Annotated in this window: 19 protein-coding genes; 13 read left to right on the top strand and 6 right to left on the bottom strand. The window is 68.2% G+C overall.

Annotated features, from left to right (window positions below):
• Positions 1–114: 114 nt before the first annotated feature.
• The 3 genes from ACIA49_RS04725 to cofD form a co-directional block, all read right to left on the bottom strand.
• Positions 115–783, bottom strand: a complete 669-nt coding sequence (locus ACIA49_RS04725; protein ID WP_396375736.1) for a DUF3105 domain-containing protein — start codon at positions 781–783, stop codon at positions 115–117.
• Positions 784–921: 138 nt separating this feature from the next.
• Positions 922–1896: a coenzyme F420-0:L-glutamate ligase gene (locus ACIA49_RS04720; protein ID WP_396375735.1), complete on the bottom strand. Its 975-nt coding sequence runs from the start codon at positions 1894–1896 to the stop codon at positions 922–924.
• Complete coding sequence (cofD, locus tag ACIA49_RS04715) at positions 1893–2870, bottom strand: 2-phospho-L-lactate transferase (RefSeq protein WP_396375734.1); 978 nt, start codon at positions 2868–2870, stop codon at positions 1893–1895. Before cofD ends, ACIA49_RS04720 begins: the two co-directional genes overlap by 4 nt.
• 114 nt (positions 2871–2984) lie before the next feature.
• On the opposite strand from cofD, the gene ACIA49_RS04710 reads away from it, so the two are divergent.
• The 4 genes from ACIA49_RS04710 (at position 2985) to ACIA49_RS04695 (ending at position 9368) form a co-directional block, all read left to right on the top strand.
• A complete protein-coding gene (locus tag ACIA49_RS04710) occupies positions 2985–4205 on the top strand; it encodes a hypothetical protein (protein ID WP_396375733.1) in 1221 nt (406 codons plus the stop codon).
• A 334-nt stretch (positions 4206–4539) separates the two neighbouring features.
• Entirely contained in the window at positions 4540–4791 is a 252-nt protein-coding gene (locus ACIA49_RS04705) for a WhiB family transcriptional regulator (RefSeq protein ID WP_203589828.1), read from the top strand.
• A 186-nt stretch (positions 4792–4977) separates the two neighbouring features.
• Positions 4978–7890 (top strand): glycosyltransferase, encoded by a 2913-nt coding sequence (locus ACIA49_RS04700; RefSeq protein ID WP_396375732.1) that lies wholly within the window; start codon positions 4978–4980, stop codon positions 7888–7890.
• Complete coding sequence (locus tag ACIA49_RS04695) at positions 7887–9368, top strand: DUF5719 family protein (RefSeq protein ID WP_396375731.1); 1482 nt, start codon at positions 7887–7889, stop codon at positions 9366–9368. Before ACIA49_RS04700 ends, ACIA49_RS04695 begins: the two co-directional genes overlap by 4 nt.
• Before the next feature lie 4 nt (positions 9369–9372).
• On the opposite strand, the gene ACIA49_RS04690 is transcribed toward ACIA49_RS04695, so the two are convergent.
• Positions 9373–9744, bottom strand: a complete 372-nt coding sequence (locus ACIA49_RS04690; RefSeq protein WP_391548940.1) for a DUF3499 domain-containing protein — start codon at positions 9742–9744, stop codon at positions 9373–9375.
• Positions 9745–9775: 31 nt separating this feature from the next.
• Between ACIA49_RS04690 and ACIA49_RS04685 the strand changes: the two genes are divergently transcribed.
• From ACIA49_RS04685 to ACIA49_RS04650, 8 genes are all read left to right on the top strand, one after another.
• A complete protein-coding gene (locus ACIA49_RS04685; RefSeq protein ID WP_396375730.1) occupies positions 9776–10222 on the top strand; it encodes a metallopeptidase family protein in 447 nt (148 codons plus the stop codon).
• Between the two features lie 81 nt (positions 10223–10303).
• Positions 10304–11392, top strand: a complete 1089-nt coding sequence (locus tag ACIA49_RS04680; RefSeq protein ID WP_396375729.1) for a Gfo/Idh/MocA family protein — start codon at positions 10304–10306, stop codon at positions 11390–11392.
• Positions 11385–12128, top strand: a complete 744-nt coding sequence (locus ACIA49_RS04675) for a ThuA domain-containing protein (RefSeq protein WP_396375728.1) — start codon at positions 11385–11387, stop codon at positions 12126–12128. The genes ACIA49_RS04680 and ACIA49_RS04675 overlap by 8 nt, the downstream gene beginning before the upstream one ends.
• A gap of 37 nt (positions 12129–12165) precedes the next feature.
• A complete protein-coding gene (locus ACIA49_RS04670) occupies positions 12166–13569 on the top strand; it encodes a phosphomannomutase/phosphoglucomutase (RefSeq protein ID WP_396375727.1) in 1404 nt (467 codons plus the stop codon).
• Positions 13569–13775, top strand: coding sequence for a Trm112 family protein (locus tag ACIA49_RS04665; RefSeq protein WP_396375726.1), 207 nt, complete (start codon positions 13569–13571; stop codon positions 13773–13775). The genes ACIA49_RS04670 and ACIA49_RS04665 overlap by 1 nt, the downstream gene beginning before the upstream one ends.
• The gene (locus tag ACIA49_RS04660; RefSeq protein ID WP_396375725.1) at positions 13772–14848 is read left to right on the top strand and encodes an SIS domain-containing protein; all 1077 of its coding nucleotides are present in this window, start codon (positions 13772–13774) and stop codon (positions 14846–14848) included. The genes ACIA49_RS04665 and ACIA49_RS04660 overlap by 4 nt, the downstream gene beginning before the upstream one ends.
• Entirely contained in the window at positions 14842–15999 is a 1158-nt protein-coding gene (gene manA, locus ACIA49_RS04655; protein WP_396375724.1) for a mannose-6-phosphate isomerase, class I, read from the top strand. The genes ACIA49_RS04660 and manA overlap by 7 nt, the downstream gene beginning before the upstream one ends.
• Positions 16000–16024: 25 nt before the next feature.
• Positions 16025–16984 (top strand): cation diffusion facilitator family transporter, encoded by a 960-nt coding sequence (locus ACIA49_RS04650; RefSeq protein ID WP_396375723.1) that lies wholly within the window; start codon positions 16025–16027, stop codon positions 16982–16984.
• A 99-nt stretch (positions 16985–17083) separates the two neighbouring features.
• On the opposite strand, the gene ACIA49_RS04645 is transcribed toward ACIA49_RS04650, so the two are convergent.
• Positions 17084–17443: a MerR family transcriptional regulator gene (locus ACIA49_RS04645; RefSeq protein WP_396375722.1), complete on the bottom strand. Its 360-nt coding sequence runs from the start codon at positions 17441–17443 to the stop codon at positions 17084–17086.
• 116 nt (positions 17444–17559) lie between these two features.
• Between ACIA49_RS04645 and ahcY the strand changes: the two genes are divergently transcribed.
• Positions 17560–18996, top strand: coding sequence for an adenosylhomocysteinase (ahcY, locus tag ACIA49_RS04640; RefSeq protein ID WP_396375721.1), 1437 nt, complete (start codon positions 17560–17562; stop codon positions 18994–18996).
• 50 nt (positions 18997–19046) lie between these two features.
• Here ahcY and ACIA49_RS04635 read toward each other — a convergent pair whose 3' ends face one another.
• Positions 19047–19667, bottom strand: a complete 621-nt coding sequence (locus tag ACIA49_RS04635) for a hypothetical protein (RefSeq protein ID WP_396375720.1) — start codon at positions 19665–19667, stop codon at positions 19047–19049.
• Positions 19668–19721 lie beyond the last annotated feature (54 nt).

Here is a 19721-nt window from a genome sequence, read left to right as displayed (position 1 = left end):
GGGCAGCGGCTGAGCGTGACGGCCCCGGGTTGATGAGTGGGGGAAGTCCGCGGTCGGACCCGGCAACAGAACACCCCGCAGCCTGCTGAGCTGCGGGGTGTTGTGGAAGAACTGTCAGCCGCCGTTGGGCTCTTGGGCGTCGGTGGCGGGGTACTTCTCCATGAAGTTCTTCAGGGCCTCGCCGCTGACGGAGCCGCAGAACTGGCGGTGGGCGAAGGCGTCTTTGGCGCCTTCCTTGTTGCCGGACCAGTGGGCGAAGGCGAGGTTCTTGCCGTCGGGCCAGGGCTTGCCCTCGTCGGCCTTGAAGGGGGCCGCGATGAACTTGCCGAAGGAGGTGTCGGGGAGCTTGCCCTTGGAGATCTGCTCGATCTGGTCGATCTGCTCCTTGGGGAGGGTGTCGCGGTACCAGAGGATCGTGTAGCCGTGCTCCAGGTTGTGCACCAGGTTGGAGACCGGCGGGCGGTCGGCGACGGTGTAGAACTTCTTGCCGAACGGCGCCCAGGTCGCGTAGTGCGGACCGGAGGACGGCGGCGACTGGTCGTACATGATGACCGTGCCGTCGGGCTTGTGGTCCTGCGTGCCGCCGGCCTTGTCGTCCGTGGGGGTGTCGCACGAGGCCGCGCTGGCGGCGACGCCGAACTCGTTCACCGCCTGACCCTTGGTCTGGGAGTCCTGGATCAGTTTGATCGCCGGGTAGGCGATGATGGCCAGGCCGACGATGATCGAGCCGATGACGATCAGGACGGTCCGGTTCCGGTCGGACTTGGCCTGGTCGCGCTGCATCTTTTCGATCATCTCGCGGCGTGACTGCTTCTGCGACGACGCTTTACCCACAGTGTTGGACTTCCCGGATCCGGGCGGCCATCGTCGCCGCCGTGCGCATGCAGTGTACGAGAGGTACCTAAGAAGTTGCCTAGAAAACTATCGGGACCGTGAGCCGAACGTGACCGTCGCCTCACTCCCCGGCCCGATGCGCACGCTGACGCCATAGCCCTCGGCGTGCAGCAGCACCGCCAACCGCTCCGCGATCACGCCCACCGTCACCGGCTCCTCGCCGAAGACTGTGATCGCGTCGTCGAGCACCGTGAGGTGGACGTCCTCGAAGTCGTCCAGCAGCCCGGCCCACAGCGCCGGATCGACCTCACGCGGCCCAGCAGGCGCAGAGCGATCCAGTACGGCGGCCCGCGCGGCCTCACGCGTTCCCAGGCTGAACATGTCGTGTTCGGCGTCTCGCACCAGCGCCCGAGCGCCAGGACCGTGCTCTCCGGCCGGCAGGACCACGTCCTCCAGCCCGCGCAGCACCGCCACGGGTACGCCGTCGGCCTTGCCCTTCACGAGCTCACTGGCACTCGCGATCTCGTCAGCCAGCGCCGGCTCCGTCACCGCGAGCACATTGCCGTGACTGTCCGTCGTACCGCGGAGGTCTTCCACCACGCGCACTCCGGCAGCGCCGATGGCCAGGTCGATCTGTCCGTTGCGCCATGGCCGCCCCAGGGTGTCCGTGACGACCACACCGACGTTCACGTCGTACCGGGCCTTCAGAGCCTCGCGCAGCGCCCGCGCAGACGCATCCGGATCCACAGGCAGCAGCAGGACGGTTCCCGGCGCGGTGTTGGAGGTGTCCGTCCCCGCAGCCGCCATCACGAGGCCGTGGCGGGTCTGAACGATCCGGGTGTCGCCACGCTGCGCCACGACCCGCACCAGCTCGGCGTCGACCGCCTCCTGGCGGGTGCCGAACGTCAGCCGCCCCTCTGCCTTGCTGACGATCTTCGAGGTGACCGAAACGACGTCTCCGTCGCGCAGGTCCGTCCCGTCCCCGATCAGCGCGGTCAGGTCGTCTCCTGCCGCCACCTCGGGCAGTCCGGTCACCGGGAAGACTTCCAGGTGTTTCCTCATCGCCGTACGGCCTCCGCGAGGTTCAGAGCCGCGTCAGCCATCGCGGCGGTGGTGGTCTCGTCCGTCATCCACAACGGCACCGCCTGCACGTGAATTCCGGCTCCGGCGATCGAATCGGCCTGGATCGAGTCCGAGGTGTCGATCAGCCAGCCGTCCAGTACGCCGCCCGTCGTCCGGGACCCGTAGAACCGGGCGACCGCGGAGGCGGTCGAGGCGACGCCGACCGCGGCCAACACCTTGTCGGCCATCCCACGGACCGGACCGGTACCGATGATCGGCGACAGCCCGATCACCGGGGCGGCGGTCTCCCGGACGGCGTCCCGGATCCCCGGTACGCCGAGGATGGTGCCGACCGAGACCACCGGGTTGGACGGCGGGATCAGCAGCACGTCGCAGTCCGCGATCGCCTCGAGCACGCCCGGGGCCGGCTTGGCCTTGTCCTGGCCGACGGCGACGATCTGGTGCGCGGTGACCTCGGCGTGCCAGCGCACCCAGTACTCCTGGAAGTGGATGGCCTTGCGCTTGCCCGGCTGGTCCGGGTCGTCGACCACGACGTGGGTCTCGACCCGGTCGTCGCTCATCGGCAGCAGCCGCACCGGCAGCTTCCACCGCTGGCACAGGGCCTCGGTGACCGCGGTCAGGCCGTAGCCGGCGTCCAGCATCTGGGTCCGGACCAGGTGGGTGGCGACGTCGCGGTCGCCGAGCCCGAACCAGGTCGGCTCCACGCCGTACTCGGCGAGCTCCTCCTTGATCACCCACGTCTCGTCCTCACGGCCCCAGCCGCGCTCTTTCGAGATGCCGTTGCCGAGGGTGTACATCACCGTGTCCAGGTCGGGACAGACGCGGAGTCCGAACAGGGTGATGTCATCGGCGGTGTTCCCCACCACGGTGATCTGGGCGTCGGGGCGGGCCTTCAGGAGCCCGCGGAGGAAGGTGGATCCACCGACGCCGCCGGCCAGCACTGTCAATCGCATGGGAAGAGTCTGCACGAGTCGTCAATGCGCCGAGCCACCGCACGACTATGCTGCGGTGGGTCCGAACATCCGCACAGCTCAGTTGTACGGCCCCCAACATCCCGAGGAGCCCTCGTGGTCACCGACGCAACCAAGAAGCTCAGAGAGCCGGTCGCGTACATCCTGCTCGCCTTCGCTGCCCTGTCCGTGCTGGCGGTCCTGATCCTGCTGTTCTTCGGCGGCAGCACGTTCGCGATCAACGCCGGCCGGGCGCAGACCCGCCTCGTACCGACCGATGTCAGTGGCCTCGTGCTGCTGCTGACACTGGCCGCGTCGGTGTGGCTGGTCAACGAAGCCGGCGAGCGTACGACGAACGCCCGCCTCGTCACGCTTGTCGCTCTCGTGATCACGGGTGTGGCGCTAGTGGTCGGGCTCATCGCAACGTTCTCCGTCTTCGCGGCCGAGGGCTCTGGTGGCCTGCTGACCGCCACCTTCGTCTGGGGGCTGGCCGGACTCGCGCTGACCGGCGCCGTCGGGTACTACATCTTCAACACCTTCCAGGGTCTGCCGGCCACGGTGCGTGCGCCGAAGCCGGGCCAGTTCGCACCCCAGGGCCAGTACGGCAACCAGTACGGCGGCCAGCAGGCGCCGTACGGGCAGCAGGGTGGACAGGGCGGCCAGTACGGCCAGCAGAGTGGCCAGCAGGCGCAGTACGGCCAGCCGGGCTACGAGCAGGGCCAGCAGAGCCAGTACGGCGGTTATGGCGCCGCAGCCGGTGCCGGTGCGGCCGCTGGTGCCGCGGGTGGTTACGCAGCTGGTCAGGGCGAGCAGCAGTGGCCGCAGGAGCAGAGCTGGAACCAGGGCGAGCAGCAGCCGACCTGGTCCGCCGGTGAGGCCGAGGCCCAGCAGCACCAGCCGGCCGCCGAGCAGGCGTGGTCCGCCGGTGCCCAGGGCACCGAGGCGACCCAGCCGTGGAGCTCGGAAGGGCAGCAGCAGTGGAGCGGCCAGGAGGCCCAGGGCAACCAGTGGCCTCAGGAGCAGCAGCAGCAGGGCTCGCAGTGGAACGACGGTAGCCAGCAGCAGTGGTCCGGTCAGGACTACCCGCAGCAGGAGTGGCCGTCGCAATCAGGTCACGCCGCCGAGCAGCCGCAGGCGGAGGGTCAGCCGACCTGGCAGTCCGGTGAGCAGCAGCAGGCCTGGCCGGCTGAGGACGCTCCGGCCGAGGAGCCGAAGGCTGCCGAGCAGCCCGCGGCCGCCGAGCCGGCCGCCGACGAGACCCGCGTCGATCCGCGGGTTTCCGACACCGAGAAGAAGGACGACCAGGGCCAGCAGGGCTGGTGGTCGCAGCCGTCCTGACCCCCAGGATGCCTGTGCGGTAAGGGTGCAAGCCCTTACCGAAGCTGCTGACGAAACAACTTCATCGCGTTTCAGTACGTAGCACATGAACACGAGAGGCCTGTGTACACAGGCCTCTCGTTGTTTTGCAGCCATGTTGCGGATGATGCCAATAGCAGACCACAGCTTGACTTTCGTGCATTGCAGGAATGTAATTTCAACCGTGTCGTTCGTTGACACTCGGTATCGGGGACCGTTTGAGCACACCAGACGGTCGAGGTCAGGCATGTGGACCGCAAACCCACATGTACAGGGGAACGAACAGGGTCGAGGAGGTCGTACCGTGACAGAGCTACTGGCGATTGTCGACGGTGAGGCGATCGAGGAGGAGCCGAACTGGCAGGAACGGGCGTTGTGCGCCCAGACCGATCCAGAGGCTTTCTTCCCGGAGAAGGGCGGTTCCACCCGGGAGGCGAAGAAGGTCTGCCTCGGGTGTGACGTCCGAGGTGAATGCCTGGAGTACGCACTCCACAACGACGAGCGCTTCGGAATCTGGGGCGGGCTGTCGGAGCGGGAGCGCCGCAAGCTGAAGAAGAAGGCTGTCTGACCGCCAACAGACACACAGGGTTAGACAACCTCACAAAAGAAGATGCACTACCTGAGCTTTCCGCGAGGCCCCGGGCGACGACCTGTCACCGGGGCCCGCGGCTTTCCCATGACTTTTCAGGCCGTCACCCACGCGGCTGTATGGTGACCCAGACCGTCCGTAACCACTGAGGTGTCACAGCTCCGCATGGAACAAGAAGCTCCGGCCGGCTGGGAGTTCTTCGACTCTGTCGACTTCCCCACCGATCACACCGATGACCCGATGGGTCGACCGCGGGTCCGGCACGTCGTCACCGCGGTGGTGGTCGGGCACGAGGGTGCTGCCTGGTTGCCGCGGCTGTCCGAGGCCTTGTGGGCGCTGAACCCGCGTCCGGACCGGCTGATCGCAGTCGACACCGGATCCACCGACGAGACCGCCGAACTGCTCGCCTCGATGCCCGGGGTGGAGCCGGTCGTCAGCGTCTCCGCCCGCACCGGATTCGGTACGGCGGTCGCCCGTGGCGTCGAGGCGGTCGGGTTCGCGCCGATCCCGTCGCCGTACGGGCCGTACGGCGACGACGGGCACATGCCGGTGGTCGAGTGGCTCTGGCTGCTCCACGACGACTGTGCGCCCGCCCCGAAGGCGCTGGAGAAGTTGTTGCTCCAGGCCACTATTTCGCCCGAGGTCGGCATCTGGGGCCCGAAGCTGCGGCTCTGGCCGCGGGACCGCGATCTGCTCGAGGTCGGCGTCACGACCTCGCTCGGCGGCCGCCGTGACACCGGGATCGAGAACGGCGAGCTCGACCAGGGCCAGCACGACCAGCCGCGAAACGTGCTGGCTGTCAGCTCGGCCGGCATGCTGGTCCGTCGCGACGTCTGGGAGTCCCTGAAGGGGTTCGACCCGCGGCTGCCGATGTTCCGCGACGACATCGACTTCGGCTGGCGCGCGAGCCGGGCCGGCTTCCAGGTCGGCGTGGCGCCGGACGCGGTCATCTACCACGCACAGGCCGCCGCGACCGGTGAGCGGGCGCTGGCTGGTACCCGCCGGCACGCCTACCAGCTCGACCGCGCCCACGCGTACTACACCGTCCTGGCGAACGCACCTGGCAAGCTGCTGCCGCTGCTGATCCTCAGGTTCCTGCTCGGCACGATCATGCGCTCGGTCTGGTTCCTGATCGGCAAGACGCCGTCCGGTGCCGTCGACGAGTGGACGGCCCTGCTCGGCACGCTGCTGGCCGGCGGCTGGACGCAGGCCCGCAAGGACCGCCGCAATCTGGACAGAGTCCCGTACGACGACATCAAGGGACTGTTCTCCCGGTCGGTGCACGCATTGCGGCACAACCTGGAGGAGACCACCAGCACCATCTCCGAGCGGATCCGTGAAGCCTGGGCGGACGAGCCGGAAGAGCAGGTGGTCACCACTGCTCGCCGTGCGAAGACCACCGCGCGGGTAGCGGTCGACCAGCCACGCTGGCGTCGTCAGCTGATGCGGCGGCCGTTCCTGGTCGCTTGGGTCGTGCTGGCCCTCGGGACGTTCATCGCCGCACGCAGTCTGATCGGCAGCGGCGTACTGCGTTCCAACTTGTTGTTGCCCGCGCACGAGAGCCTTCCGGCGCTCTGGCATGCCGCAGCTTCCGCACCGCCCGGTGTGACGCCACCTGCTTGGCTGGCGCAGTTCTGGGCCTTCTCCGCCGTCATGTTCGGACCTTCGGGTGCGGCCAACGTTCTGCTGCTCGGTGCGATCCCACTGGCCGCGCTGGCCTCGTGGGCATTGCTGCGGGCGTTCATCGTCAACCGTGGCGCCCGCGCGTGGGGAGCGTCGGCGTACGGCATTGCTGTCTTTACGAACGGCGCGATCACGCAAGGTCGGCTCGGGACTGTGGTGGCGGCGATCGTGCTGCCCCTGCTCGGTGCTGCTGTCCACACCGTGGCGCGGCGACGTCGTGTCGTCATCCAGGGCAGTTGGCGAGCCGCATGGTTCGCGGGTATCTGCCAGGCGGTCCTGTTCGCCTTCACTCCTGCCCTTGGCCTACTGGTCGCGGTCACGCTCGCCGTCGGTGGCGTGCTGGGTCTGGGCTGGCGTCGACAGGGCCGGCAGTTGGTCTTCTCGGTCGTGCTCGGTCTGCTGCTGGTGCTGCCGTGGACGATCCAGCTGGTGCTGCACCCGTCGTTGCTGGGACAGGAGGCGGGTGGTCAGCCGACCACCGCGATCGGTCCGGGCGACAGCCTGCCGCACCTGCTGACCGGTACGTCGGTTGGCGGTCCGACGCCGTGGTGGTTCGCCGTACCGCTGATTGTGGTGGCGCTGGTCAGTCTGCTGCGTGAGTCGCGGCAGCGGTACGAACTGCTTGGCTGGTTCGTCGCACTGGCCGGACTGATCGGCACGCTGGTCGCAAGCCGCTTGGGCGGTGGTAGCGGACCGCTGATGTTCCTCATGACCGCTGGCTGGGTTGTTGCGGTCACAGTGGCGTGGGACTCGGTCGGCAAGACCAACGAGCTTCTGATCCAGGGTGTGCTCGGCATCGTGCTGGTGACGACGATCGTCACCGCCGGCTTCTGGCTAGTGCGTGGCGTGGACGGTCCGCTGTGGCGCGGGCCGGCCCAGGATCTCCCGGCGTATTTGGTGTCTGCTCAGGGCCCACCGGCCAACGACTCGATTCTGGTGGTGCGCAAAGCGCCTAGTAGTCCGATGCGGTTCTCGCTGGTCAAGGACGGCGGGCCGCGGATGGGTTCGGTCGAGGCCGCGCCGAAGCCGGCGCAGATCAAGCCGCTCACTGACGTGCTGGCGACCCTGGGTGGCGGCGGCTCTGGTGAAGAAGGACGTCAGCTGGCTGCACTGGCCGTCGACTACGTCTACCTGCCGGCACCGGTGGACCCGACGCTGCAGTCCACGCTTGACTCCCTGCCGGGCTTGTCGCGTGCCAGTGCGAACGAAGGCGATGCCTCCTGGCTCGTCGACCGCTCGGCCGGTGGCGGCAAGTCCCCACTGGGCGACGTGACCCACAACCTGTGGCGCATCCTCGGTCTGATCGCGTGGATCATCGCGCTGATCTTCTGTCTGCCGACAGTCCGCCGGACCGTCGCCGTACCGCATGGCACGCACGCGAGGAGGGACCGATGAGCAGCTTGCTGTCCGATCCGCGCATCCGGCTCGGCGCCTGTGTGCTGGCGATGGCCGCGATCGGTGGGCTGGCCGTCGTCACTCACCCCAAGCAGCCGGACGTCAATCCGCAAGCCGCGTCGCAGTCCCCGGCCCGCACTGTCGTCAACCGGACCGCACTGGCCTGCCCAGCGCTGACTGGCGACAAGCAGACCAGCGTGGTCAGCGGCGTGGCGCCAGTGCTGCCGGAGGACACGCCAACCGCGGGCGGCAACGCCACTCCGCTGTCGATCAGCCCGCTGGCCACCACCTCCGGTCCGGTCGGCTCACTACTGGTCCGCGGCAAGATCGGATCCAGTACGGCGACCGCCAAGCCGGAGACCCTGTCGATCCGGGGCACCGGCCCCATGGCCGCAGGCACGGTCGGAACGAGCACGACGACCTCCACTACCGGTGTGAACAGCGGAATGGCCAGTGCACCTTGCCAGCTGCCCGGCTCCGATTTCTGGTACGTCGGCGCCTCCACCGCGGCTGGTCGTCGGGACGTGCTCACGCTGACCAACCTGGACAGCGTCAACGCCGCAGTGAACGTGACGATCTACTCGAACAAGGGCCAGCTGGATCTGCCGAACGCCCGCGGACTGGTGATCCCGGCCCGATCGACGTACGAACTGTTCCTCGATCAGGTCGCCAAGAGCCAGAAGGACCTGGCGCTGCACGTCGTGTCGACCGGTGGTCGCGTCGCTCCGGCTCTGCGGGACTATGCGAGCAAGGCGGACAAGACGCCGGCCGGAGTGGACTGGATCGGCCCGACAGCAGCACCGGCGACCAAGGTCTACGTGCCAGGCGCAGCGCCGGGTGCTGGACAGCGCACGCTGGTGCTGGTGAACCCCACTGACCTGCAGGCAACGATCAGCCTGACGGTGAACGGTCCGAACGGCCCGTTCAAGCCGGCTGGCCTGGAGACGGTTCGGCTGCCTGCTGGTGCGGTCAGCACGATCAAACTCGAAGATGTGCTGCACGGGGACGCGAGCGGGATCAGTCTGGTTTCGGACCAGCCGGTGGCCGCATCACTGCGGATGGCCGACAAGAGCGGTTCGGACTTCGCGTCGATCGGTGGGGCCGAGGTCCTGACCGGACCGGCGTACCTGGTGCTGCCGGCTCACAAGGAGCAGGCGCTCTTCCAGGTGACGGCTCCGGGGAAGGCGTCGAGTGTGAAGCTCGACCTGCACGACGCGGCCGGCAAGTCGCTGTTGAGCCGGGCAGTCGATGTCGTGGCTGGTTCGACGACGCAGATTGCGCTCAAGGCGGCGTCGGGGCCGACGTACCTGACGGTTGAGCAGACGCGCGGGACAGTCGTTGCGGGCGTCACGCTGATGCCGCCGAAGAAGCTGGACGACGACGACACGGCGCAGGTGGCCGCCTGGCCGCTGAGCACGTCGCTGGTCTTCCGCGCTCAGCTCGGCGCACAGCCCGACGTACGGGCCGCTCTGCGCTAAAGCCTTAGTTTCCGTCGGGGTCGCGCAGCATCCGCAGGTGACCGCGGCGGGTCACCTCGACCGGCGCGCCCGGCATGTCGGTGCCCGGCTCCCTGCGGGGGAGCGGCCGGGCTGCCTCGCGGACGGCGTTGGCCAGCGCCTCCAGGTCGTCCGTCGACGGTCCGGCGGCGGCCGGGTCCGGAGCGAGCCGGATGACTTCCCAGCCGTTCGGAGCGGTCAACCGGTCGGCGTGGTCGGCGCAGAGGTCGTAGCAGTGCGGTTCGGCGTACGTCGCGAGTGGACCGATCACACAGGTCGAGTCGGCGTAGACGTAGGTGAGCGTCGAAACGGCCGGTTGATGACAGGCGGCGCGCGAACAGATCCTGGCGATGCTCACGTCAAGACGTTACCCCCACTAGGCTGAGCGCGTGACCGAGGCTCGCCGTCATCGCAGGCACATCGACCGCCATGGCCGCGGCATGCTCGGACCGATCAGCCGGCCGAGCTCGTTCGCGCCGCGCGGTCTGCCGCTGCAGCGCTCGGCCGCTGCCCAGTTCGACGAGGTGGTCGCGATCGAGGTGACCCGGCTCGAGAAGCGGCTGCCGCAGGTCGTCGCGCGGGTCGAGTTCGCCATCGAGGACGTGCCGAATCTCGAGCTGGACGCGACCGAGATCCCGCTCACCCACGCCAGCGGCGGTACGTCGCACGAGCCGTACCGGATCGTGGTCTTCCGGCGCCCGATCGAGCTGCGGGCCGAGCGCTCCGGAGCCGGGCTGTCCTGGCTGGTCCGGTCCGCGCTGGTGCTCGAGCTGGCCGACGTACTGGCGCTGTCCCCGGAACAGATCGACCCGGAGTTCGACGCCGACGAGGACTAGGCGTCACAACGTGTTCGTTCGTGTTCCGTAGTGTGGAAGGCTCCTTGTGACCTTCGTTGTCACGGGAGAGGATCGTGAACTGTGAACGATCAAAAACTGCGCGTCGGAGTCGTCGGGCTGGGATTTGCCGGCCGAACCGCCCTGGAAGCGTTCTCGGAGCTGCCTGAGGTCGAGGTGATCGCACTCGCCGGGCTGGAGAAGGATCTCCTGACCACGCTGGGTGGGAAGCACGACGTACCGCATCTCTACGAGAAGTGGGAGGACCTGCTCCAGACCCCCGGCCTGGACGCGGTCAGCATCGGTACGCCGACGCAGCTGCACGCCCCGATCGCGCTCGCAGCGCTGGAGAAGGGGCTGCACGTGCTGTCGGAGAAGCCGCTGGCCCGGACGGTGGCCGAGGGCACTGCGATGGTGGAGGCCTCCAAGAAGGCCGGCCGGGTGCTCAAGGTGGTCTTCAACCACCGTGAGCGCGGTGACGTCATCGCGCTGAAGCACCAGATCGACGAGGGCCAGCTCGGCCGCATCTACTACGCCAAGGCGCACTGGATGCGCCGCAACGGCATCCCGGGCATGGGCGGCTGGTTCACCAACCGTGAGCTGTCCGGTGGCGGCCCGCTGATCGACCTGGGCGTCCACATCCTCGATATGGCACTGCACCTGCTCGGCGAGCCGCAGGTGACCACGGTGTCGGCCAACACGTTCGCCGAGCTCGGTCCGCGTGGCCGGGGCAGCGTCAGCAGTGTGGAACGCCCGACGGTCGACACGCTCGGTTCGAAGTTCGAGGTCGAGGACCTGGCGACGGCGTACCTGCGACTCGAAGGTGGCGGCGCGCTGCAGTTGGAGACCAGTTGGGCGACGTACCGGGCGCCGGGGGACAACTTCGGCATCGAGCTGTTCGGTACCGAGGGTGGCGCGAAGATCGACGTCCAGAACTACACGAACGACGACACGCTGCGGATCTACACCGACGTGGCCGGTATCCCGGCCGAGGTGCGCCCCGCGACCGGACCGGGCCTCGGCCACCGCGCAGTGGTGCGGGAGTTCGTCCGGATCGTCCGCAGTGGTGAGTGGGAAGGGCAGAACGGCTCGGAGGCACTCCTCCGGACCGAGGTCATCGACGCCTGCTACGCCTCGGCGAAGGCAGGACGAGAGGTAGTGCTGCATGACTGATCCCATTCGCGTCACCGTCTGGGGCGAGAACGTCCACGAGGGCCGTGACGAGACCGTCCGCAAGCTCTACCCCGACACCATGCACGAGACGATCGCCTCCGCGCTGCGCGACAAGCTCGGCCAGGACGTCGTCGTACGGACTGCTTGGCTGCAGCAGGACGAGCACGGTCTGACCGAGGAGGTGCTGGCCGAGACCGACGTCCTGACCTGGTGGGGGCACGCCGCCCACGACCAGGTCGACGACGCGGTCGTCGAGCGCGTCCACAAGCACGTGCTGTCCGGGATGGGCTTGATCGCACTGCACTCCGCGCACTTCAGCAAGATCTTCATCAAGCTGATGGGTACGACGTGCTCGCTCGACTGGCGCGCCGAGAACGACCGCGAGCTGATCTGGACCGTCGCCCCCGGCCACCCGATCGCCCGCGGCATCCCGCACCCGCTGATCATCGACCGCGAGGAGATGTACGGCGAGCTGTTCGACATCCCGCAGCCCGACGAACTGGTCTTCATCAGCTCGTTCAGCGGTGGCGAGGTCTTCCGCTCCGGCTGCACCTACCGCCGCGGCCAGGGCCGGGTCTTCTACTTCCGCCCCGGCGACCAGGAGTTCCCCACCTACCACCACGCGGATGTGCAGCAGGTGATCGCCAATGCTGTCGGCTGGGCAGCTCCCACGAGCCCCCGTCAGCTGCCAGAGGTACACCACCGTGGTGAGTCGGGCTGGTTCCAGAAGGGCTGAAATACAGCTTTTACACTGGGCCGGATAGGGTCCGTGCATGGTTGACGTTGCGGCGATCTTCAAGGCGTACGACGTTCGTGGGGTCGTGCCGGACCAGTTGGACGAGTCGGTGGCCCGGGCGACCGGGGCGGCGTTCGTCGAGGTCCTGGACGTGCTCGCGGGTTCTGGTGCGGTCGTGGTCGGGTACGACATGCGGCCGTCGAGTCCGGCGCTTGCCGCCGCCTTCGCCGAGGGAGTGGCCAGTACCGGTGCGGATGTGATCACCATCGGGCTGGCCTCGACCGACCAGCTGTACTTCGCGTCCGGGCGGCTGAACCTGCCGGGCGCGATGTTCACTGCGAGCCACAACCCGGCGCAGTACAACGGCATCAAGATGTGTCGCGCCGGGGCCGCGCCGGTCGGGGCGGACTCCGGGCTGCGCGACATCGCGGACCTGGTCGCGAAGGCACTGGTCGACGGCCCGGCACCGAGCGCCGTACCGGGCAAGATCCGCGAGAAGGACCTGCTCACCGCGTACGCCGACCACCTGCACGACCTGGTCGACCTGACCAAGATCCGGCCGCTCAAGGTCGTCGTCGACGCCGGGAACGGGATGGGCGGGCACACCGTGCCGGCCGTCTTCGCGACCGGGCCGGTCGCGATCGTGCCGATGTACTTCGAGCTGGACGGCAGCTTCCCGAACCACGAGGCGAACCCGCTCGACCCGAAGAACCTGGTCGACCTGCAGGCCAAGGTCGTCGAGGTCGGCGCCGACCTCGGGCTCGCCTTCGACGGCGACGCGGACCGCTGCTTCGTGATCGACGAGAAGGGCGACCCGATCTCGCCGAGCGCGATCACCGGCGCGGTCGCCGTACGGGAGCTGGCCAAGCACCCCGGTGCGACGATCCTGTACAACCTGATCACCTCCAAGGCGGTGCCGGAGCTGGTGACCGAGCACGGCGGCGTGGCGGTGCGGACGCGGGTCGGGCACTCCAACATCAAGCAGAAGATGGCCGAGACCGATGCGGTCTTCGGTGGCGAGCACTCGGCGCACTACTACTTCAAGGACTTCTGGCGGGCCGACACCGGCATGCTGGCCGCACTGCACGTGCTGGCCGCGCTGGGCGAGCAGGACAAGCCGGCCAGCGAGCTGTTCGCCATCTACGAGCGCTACGTCGCCTCCGGCGAGCTGAACAACAAGGTCGACGACGCGGCGGCCACGGTCGCCGCGATCGAGGACACGTACGGCGGCCAAGACGGCATCACCGTCGACCACCTGGACGGTCTGACCGTGTCCGCGCCACAGTGGTGGTTCAACGTCCGTGTCTCGAACACGGAGCCGCTGCTGCGGCTGAACGTCGAAGCCGCGGACCGCGCCACGATGGAGCGGGTCCGGGACGAAGTGCTGGCGCTGATCACCGGCACCTCTGTGACAGTGCTTTCTAACGAGGGGAAGAACTGATGGCAGTCAATCTGGACCCGGATCTGCTGAGCATCCTGGTCTGCCCGAAGTGCCGCTCGGAGTTCCGGGTGGACGACGAGGCGAACGAGCTGGTCTGCACCAACACCGGCTGCGCCCTGGCCTACCCGGTGCGCGATGACATCCCCGTGCTGCTGATCGACGAGGCACGGGACACCCGCGCCGAGGAGACCGCGGACCAGGCATGAGTGTTTTCGACGACTCGCGGTTGGACGACCCGGCTGCGCTTCAGGCGACTGATCACCTGCTGCGGCGGCTGGCGATGGCCGGTGCGCGCGTGCGCGCCGAGCTGGAGGCAGCAGACGATGTACTGTCTTCGCTGACTTCGGACGGCTTCCGGCCGCGCGCCATTGTGGCCGCTGGTCGCGACGCCCGGCTGGTGCGCGCCGTACTGGAGCCTGTCTGCCCAGTGCCGTTCGTGGCGTGGCCCGGTCCGGGCCTGCCCGGTTGGGCCGGACCGCTGGACCTGGTGATCGTGCTGGGTGGTCAGAGCGAGGACAACGACGCAGTGTCGGCCGCTGCCGAGGCTGCGCGTCGTGGTTGCGGTCTGATCATCGCCAGCCCGGAGGACTCGCCCGTTGCGATCGCATCGGCCGGTCTGCGGCATGCGATCCGGCTGCCGTCGCAGTCCGATGACCAGCTCGCCGCTGCGGTCGCCGTACTGCAGGGGCTGCATCAGATGGACCTCGGGCCGGAGGTGGACGCCAAGTCCGTCGCGGCCATGCTCGACGACGTAGCGATCGAGTGCTCGCCCAACAACGACGTAGCGTCCAACCCGGCCAAGGAGCTCGCGCTTGTGCTGGCCGACGCGCTGCCGCTCGTGTGGGGTGGCTCGGTGCTGGCTGCCCGCGCAGCGCGTCGAGTGGTCGAGGCACTCCGGCTGGCGAGTGGACGGCCTGCTCTGGCTGCGGATGCCGGTCACCTGCTGCCGGTGCTCAACCAGCCGCCGCGTGACCTCTTCGCCGACCCGTTCGACCAGGGCGATGAGCTGCGACCCGCACTGATCATTCTGGACGACGGTCTGGCCGACACTGCCGTCACGGAGACCCGCAACAAGCTTGCACTCAAGGCGGAGCGCCACGAGGTGCGAGTGCACGTCGTGACGCAGGCGGCGGGCACAGACATCGCCCGGTACGCTGCTCTGACCCAGCACGGCCGCTATGCCGCGGCGTACCTGGGCATTGGGCTGGGCCGCTACGGCACGGCCGTCGACGACGGACCGACCGAGCCAGGCATCCCCTCGGAGGACCCGGCGTGGTAGTTCGGCTGCAGAACACCATCCGCGACTACGCGTGGGGATCGTCGACCGCGATCCCGGCGCTGCTCGGCGTCGCGCCGGACGGCACACCGCAGGCCGAGATGTGGATGGGCGCGCACGAGTCGGCGCCCTCCATCCTGCCGAGCGGTGAGTCCCTGTACGACGTGGTGCAGGCCGGCGCATCCGACGTACTGGGTGTGGAGGTCGCCGAGGAGTTCGAGGGGCGGTTCCCGTTCCTGGCCAAGCTGTTGGCGGCGGCGCAGCCGTTGTCGATCCAGGCGCACCCTTCGCGCGCCCAGGCGATCGACGGGTATGCACGCGATGAAGCAGCCGGGATCCCGCGCGATGCCGCGGACCGGAACTACAAGGACGCCTGGCCGAAGCCGGAGATCCTCATTGCCCTCGAGCCGTTCGACGCGCTGGTCGGCTTCCGGCCGTTGGCGTCGACGGTTGCGTTGCTGGAGGCGCTGGCCCCGGTCGGTCTCGACGGGCTGACCCAGCAGTTGCGCGACGGCAAGCTGCAGGAAGCCTTCACGGACTTCATGAGCAGCGACCGGGATTCGATCCGTCCGCTCGTTGCTGCGTTGGGCGAGGCCTGCGCGCAGTACGCCGGCTCGGCGTACACGCTTGAGATCGAGACGCTGGCGAAGCTGTGCGCGGACTTCCCGGATGATCCCGGCGTACTGGCTGCTTTGCTGCTCAACCGGGTCCGGCTGGAACGCTTCGAGGCGGTCTATCTTCCGGCCGGCAACGTGCATGCGTACCTGCACGGACTCGGGTTCGAGGTGATGGCGAACTCGGACAACGTGCTGCGGGGTGGACTGACGAGCAAGTACGTCGACGTACCGGAGCTGGTGTCCGTGGTCGACTTCGAGCCGCTGACCGACCCGGTGATCACCGCGACCGACGGTGTCTACGAGACCGGGTGCGAATACTTCGCCGTACGGCGGGTCGACCTCGACGGTGGTGAACAAACGGTCACCGGGTCCGGGCCGCGAATCGTCTGCTGTGTGGACGGATCGGTCGAGGTCGGTGCCGGGGGCACCTATGACGGTGTGACGTTGTCCGCCGGGCAGTCCGCGTTCGCGGGTGGACCCGAGGGACCCTGTAACCTGCGTGGTTCCGGCACGGCGTTCGTCGTGTCCGCACCCTGATTTTTCACGGAGGACCTGAACAACCATGGCTGGTGGCGGAAACAAGGCCGTGGTCGCGGCCCTGCTGGCGAACACCGGGATCGCGGTCACCAAGTTCGCCGCCTGGGGGCTGACCCAGTCGGCCTCGATGCTGGCCGAGGCGATCCACTCGCTGGCCGACGCCGGCAACCAGGTGCTGCTGCTGGTCGGTTCGCAGCGGGCCAAGCGCGAGGCCGACGAGCTGCACCAGTTCGGCTTCGGCCGGGAGCGCTACGTCTACTCGTTCATCGTGGCGATCGTGCTGTTCAGCGTCGGTGGTCTGTTCGCGCTCTACGAGGGCTGGCACAAGGTCCACGACCCGCACGGCATCACCGACTGGAAGTGGGTGCCGGTCGCGGTGCTGGTGGCCGCGATCGTGATGGAGTCGCTGTCGTTCCGGACCGCGATCATCGAGGCGAACAAGATCCGCGGGCACATCTCGTGGCCGAAGTTCATCCGCCAGGCCCGCTCGCCCGAGCTCCCGGTCATCCTCCTCGAGGACTTCGCCGCGCTGACCGGTCTGGTGCTCGCGCTGATCGGTGTCGCACTGACGCTGATCACCGGCAACGGCATCTTCGACGGCCTGGGCTCGATGGCGATCGGCGCGCTGCTCGTCGCCGTCGCGATCTTCCTGGCGATCGAGATGAAGTCGCTGCTGCTCGGTGAGTCCGCGACCCGCGAGGCGCAGCAGAAGATCGTCGACGCGATCGAGGGCACCTCCGGTGTCCAGCGCCTGATCCACATCAAGACCCTGCACCTCGGTCCCGAGGAGCTGCTCGTCGCCGCGAAGCTCGCCGTCGAGCCGACCACCGACAGCGCGGTCGTCGCCGAGACCATCAACGCCGCCGAGCGCGCCATCCGTGCCGCCGAACCGATGTCGGTGCACATCTACCTCGAGCCCGACATCTTCCACGAGAACTACGCCCCCGACGAGCGTCCCGCCGTACCCGAAGCTCCCGCCCACTGACCCACCTCATTTGCCTGGCTAGGCACCGCCCTTAGGGGTTCTGCACCGTGGTTAAGGGTGGAGAACCCCCAATATGACTGCCTAGCCAGCGAAATGGGGTCAGCGGGGGCGGGGCGGCAGTACGCCGGAACGTCCCAGCCAGCGCAGTGCCCGGTCCCGATCGATCTGGGACTGGGTGGGTGGGGTGGTGAGTTTGCCGGTCCGGTAGCCCAGGTTGCGGAGGTCGGCGGCGACCGACGGCTCGGCCAGGGCGCGGAGGGCGAAGGCCAGCGCGGCCGGCGTGACGTCGTACCGGCGTTCGAGGTCGAGCGCGAGCTGGACGGCGGCCAGGTCGCGGTCGTCGTACTGGCGTTGGGCGGTCTGGCCCGGGCGGGAGTGCGGCAGCAGCCCGAGGGCCTCCCGGTAGCGCAGCATCCGGGGGGTCGTGCCCAGGCGTTTCGCGGCTTCGGTGATGCGCATGACCCCAATCCTGACATTTCGGTGTCAAAAACGCCCGTCAGGCGATCAAACGCACGGTCCGGGCCCTCTAGGCTCAGGCAAGCAGGAAGCACTCACAAAGTCTTCAGGGGAGCGGTATGACGTTCGACTACAAGGTGGCGGACCTCGGGCTGGCCGAGTTCGGCCGCAAGGAGATCCGGCTGGCCGAGCACGAGATGCCCGGTCTGATGGCGATGCGCGCCCAGTACGGCGAGAGCAAGCCGCTCGCCGGTGCGCGGATCATGGGTTCGCTGCACATGACGATCCAGACCGCCGTCCTGATCGAGACGCTGACCGCGCTCGGTGCCGAGGTCCGTTGGGTCTCCTGCAACATCTTCTCCACCCAGGACCACGCCGCCGCCGCGATCGTCGTCGGCCCGGACGGTACGGTCGACAACCCCACCGGCGTACCGGTCTTCGCCTGGAAGGGCGAGACGCTGGAGGAGTACTGGTGGTGCACCGAGCAGGCGCTGAAGTGGCCTGGTGCTGAGGGCCCGAACATGATCCTGGACGACGGTGGCGACGCCACCATGCTCGTCCACAAGGGCACCGAGTTCGAGAAGGCCGGCGCCGTCCCGGACCCGTCGACCGCGGACTCCGAGGAGTACGCCGTCGTCCTGAAGCTGCTGACCCGGACGCTGACCGAGGACCCGCAGCTGTGGACCGGCATCGGTCAGGGCATCAAGGGTGTCACCGAGGAGACCACCACCGGGGTGCACCGGCTCTACGAGATGCACAAGGCCGGCGCGCTGCTGTTCCCGGCGATCAACGTCAACGACTCGGTCACCAAGTCGAAGTTCGACAACAAGTACGGCTGCCGGCACTCGCTGATCGACGGCATCAACCGCGCCACCGACGTCCTGATCGGCGGCAAGGTCGCGGTCGTGGCCGGGTACGGCGACGTCGGCAAGGGCTGTGCGGAGTCGCTGCGCGGCCAGGGTGCGCGCGTCATCGTCACCGAGATCGACCCGATCTGCGCGCTGCAGGCCGCGATGGACGGCTACCAGGTCACCACCCTCGACGAGGTCGTCGGGATCGCCGACATCTTCGTCACCACGACCGGCAACAAGGACGTCATCACCGCCGACCACATGGCGCGGATGAAGCACCAGGCGATCGTCGGCAACATCGGCCACTTCGACAACGAGATCGACATGGCCGGTCTGTACAAGACCGCCGGGATCGAGCGGGTCAACATCAAGCCGCAGGTCGACGAGTTCCGCTTCGCCGACGGTCACACGATCATCATCCTGTCCGAAGGCCGGCTGCTGAACCTGGGCAACGCGACCGGGCACCCGTCGTTCGTGATGTCGAACTCGTTCACCAACCAGGTGCTCGCGCAGATCGAGCTCTTCGTCCGCACCGCCGACTACCCGACCGACGTCTACGTGCTCCCCAAGCACCTCGACGAGATGGTCGCCCGGCTCCACCTCGACGCCCTCGGCGTCAAGCTGACCGAGCTCTCCAAGGAGCAGGCCGCCTACCTCGGCGTCCCGGTCGAAGGCCCCTACAAGGCCGAGCACTACCGCTACTGATCCCCCCACAGCAAAGCGCCTCACCTACCCGGTGGGGCGCTTTCGCTGTGTCAGCCGAGGAAGGCGACCACACCGAACTCCTCCGGCGTCTGGTCGCTGAGCAGGACCGCCTCGCTCATCCAGGCGATGCAGTTCTCGACAGCGCCGAGCACTTCGGGGTGCAGCTCTGCTCGTTGCTGAGCCGTCGAGGCCTGCCACTGCGCCAGGCCGGCTCGGCAGGTAGCGGTGTCCCAGGCGCCGTACCCGAGGCCCTCGGAGTCCGGCAGCGGAGCCGGCATTCCGCTGAACACCAGATCGTCCAGCTGGGGTGTGGTGATACCGAGCTGCCGCAGCCCCTTGCCGACATCGACAAGCCAGCCACTGCGGAACCCACTGAAGTACTCGTTGCTCAGCTCGTAGTCGGCGAACAGGAATCTGCAGATGTTGAGGAACGCCGATCCGTACAGGTGACCGAAGCGCTCGTCGAAGGGTCCACCGCCGAGCACCGCGCGCACGGCCGAGCTGCTGGTCGGCCCGCCGACGGCGATCTCCTGCGCCCAGTAGTCGTCGTCATGCGCCCACTGCTCGACAGACGTCGTCCTGAGCCCGTGCAGCAGTCTCGCGTCCCGTGAGCCGATGGCCCGCTGCAACCTGTCAGGTTGGGCGGCGAAAATCTCCAGACTCAAGCTCATGCCTGCAACGCTAGGTGGGGCCTGGGTTCCGGTTGATCCGCTGGCAGCAAGCTG

Origin of the sequence: Kribbella sp. NPDC051587 (assembly GCF_044453945.1) — a bacterium.
Lineage (GTDB): Bacteria > Actinomycetota > Actinomycetes > Propionibacteriales > Kribbellaceae > Kribbella.
This window is presented reverse-complemented; position numbering and strand designations above follow the sequence as displayed.

What these genes read in the sequence shown, in the direction of transcription:
- ACIA49_RS04725 (WP_396375736.1), bottom strand. Translation starts at nt 783, where the DNA reads ATGCAGCGCGACCAGGCCAAGTCCGACCGGAACCGGACCGTCCTGATC.
- ACIA49_RS04720 (WP_396375735.1), bottom strand. Translation starts at nt 1,896, where the DNA reads ATGAGGAAACACCTGGAAGTCTTCCCGGTGACCGGACTGCCCGAGGTG.
- cofD (WP_396375734.1), bottom strand. Translation starts at nt 2,870, where the DNA reads ATGCGATTGACAGTGCTGGCCGGCGGCGTCGGTGGATCCACCTTCCTC.
- ACIA49_RS04700 (WP_396375732.1), top strand. Translation starts at nt 4,978, where the DNA reads ATGGAACAAGAAGCTCCGGCCGGCTGGGAGTTCTTCGACTCTGTCGAC.
- ACIA49_RS04695 (WP_396375731.1), top strand. Translation starts at nt 7,887, where the DNA reads ATGAGCAGCTTGCTGTCCGATCCGCGCATCCGGCTCGGCGCCTGTGTG.
- ACIA49_RS04675 (WP_396375728.1), top strand. Translation starts at nt 11,385, where the DNA reads ATGACTGATCCCATTCGCGTCACCGTCTGGGGCGAGAACGTCCACGAG.
- ACIA49_RS04670 (WP_396375727.1), top strand. Translation starts at nt 12,166, where the DNA reads ATGGTTGACGTTGCGGCGATCTTCAAGGCGTACGACGTTCGTGGGGTC.
- ACIA49_RS04665 (WP_396375726.1), top strand. Translation starts at nt 13,569, where the DNA reads ATGGCAGTCAATCTGGACCCGGATCTGCTGAGCATCCTGGTCTGCCCG.
- ACIA49_RS04660 (WP_396375725.1), top strand. Translation starts at nt 13,772, where the DNA reads ATGAGTGTTTTCGACGACTCGCGGTTGGACGACCCGGCTGCGCTTCAG.
- ACIA49_RS04650 (WP_396375723.1), top strand. Translation starts at nt 16,025, where the DNA reads ATGGCTGGTGGCGGAAACAAGGCCGTGGTCGCGGCCCTGCTGGCGAAC.
- ACIA49_RS04645 (WP_396375722.1), bottom strand. Translation starts at nt 17,443, where the DNA reads ATGCGCATCACCGAAGCCGCGAAACGCCTGGGCACGACCCCCCGGATG.
- ahcY (WP_396375721.1), top strand. Translation starts at nt 17,560, where the DNA reads ATGACGTTCGACTACAAGGTGGCGGACCTCGGGCTGGCCGAGTTCGGC.
- ACIA49_RS04635 (WP_396375720.1), bottom strand. Translation starts at nt 19,667, where the DNA reads ATGAGCTTGAGTCTGGAGATTTTCGCCGCCCAACCTGACAGGTTGCAG.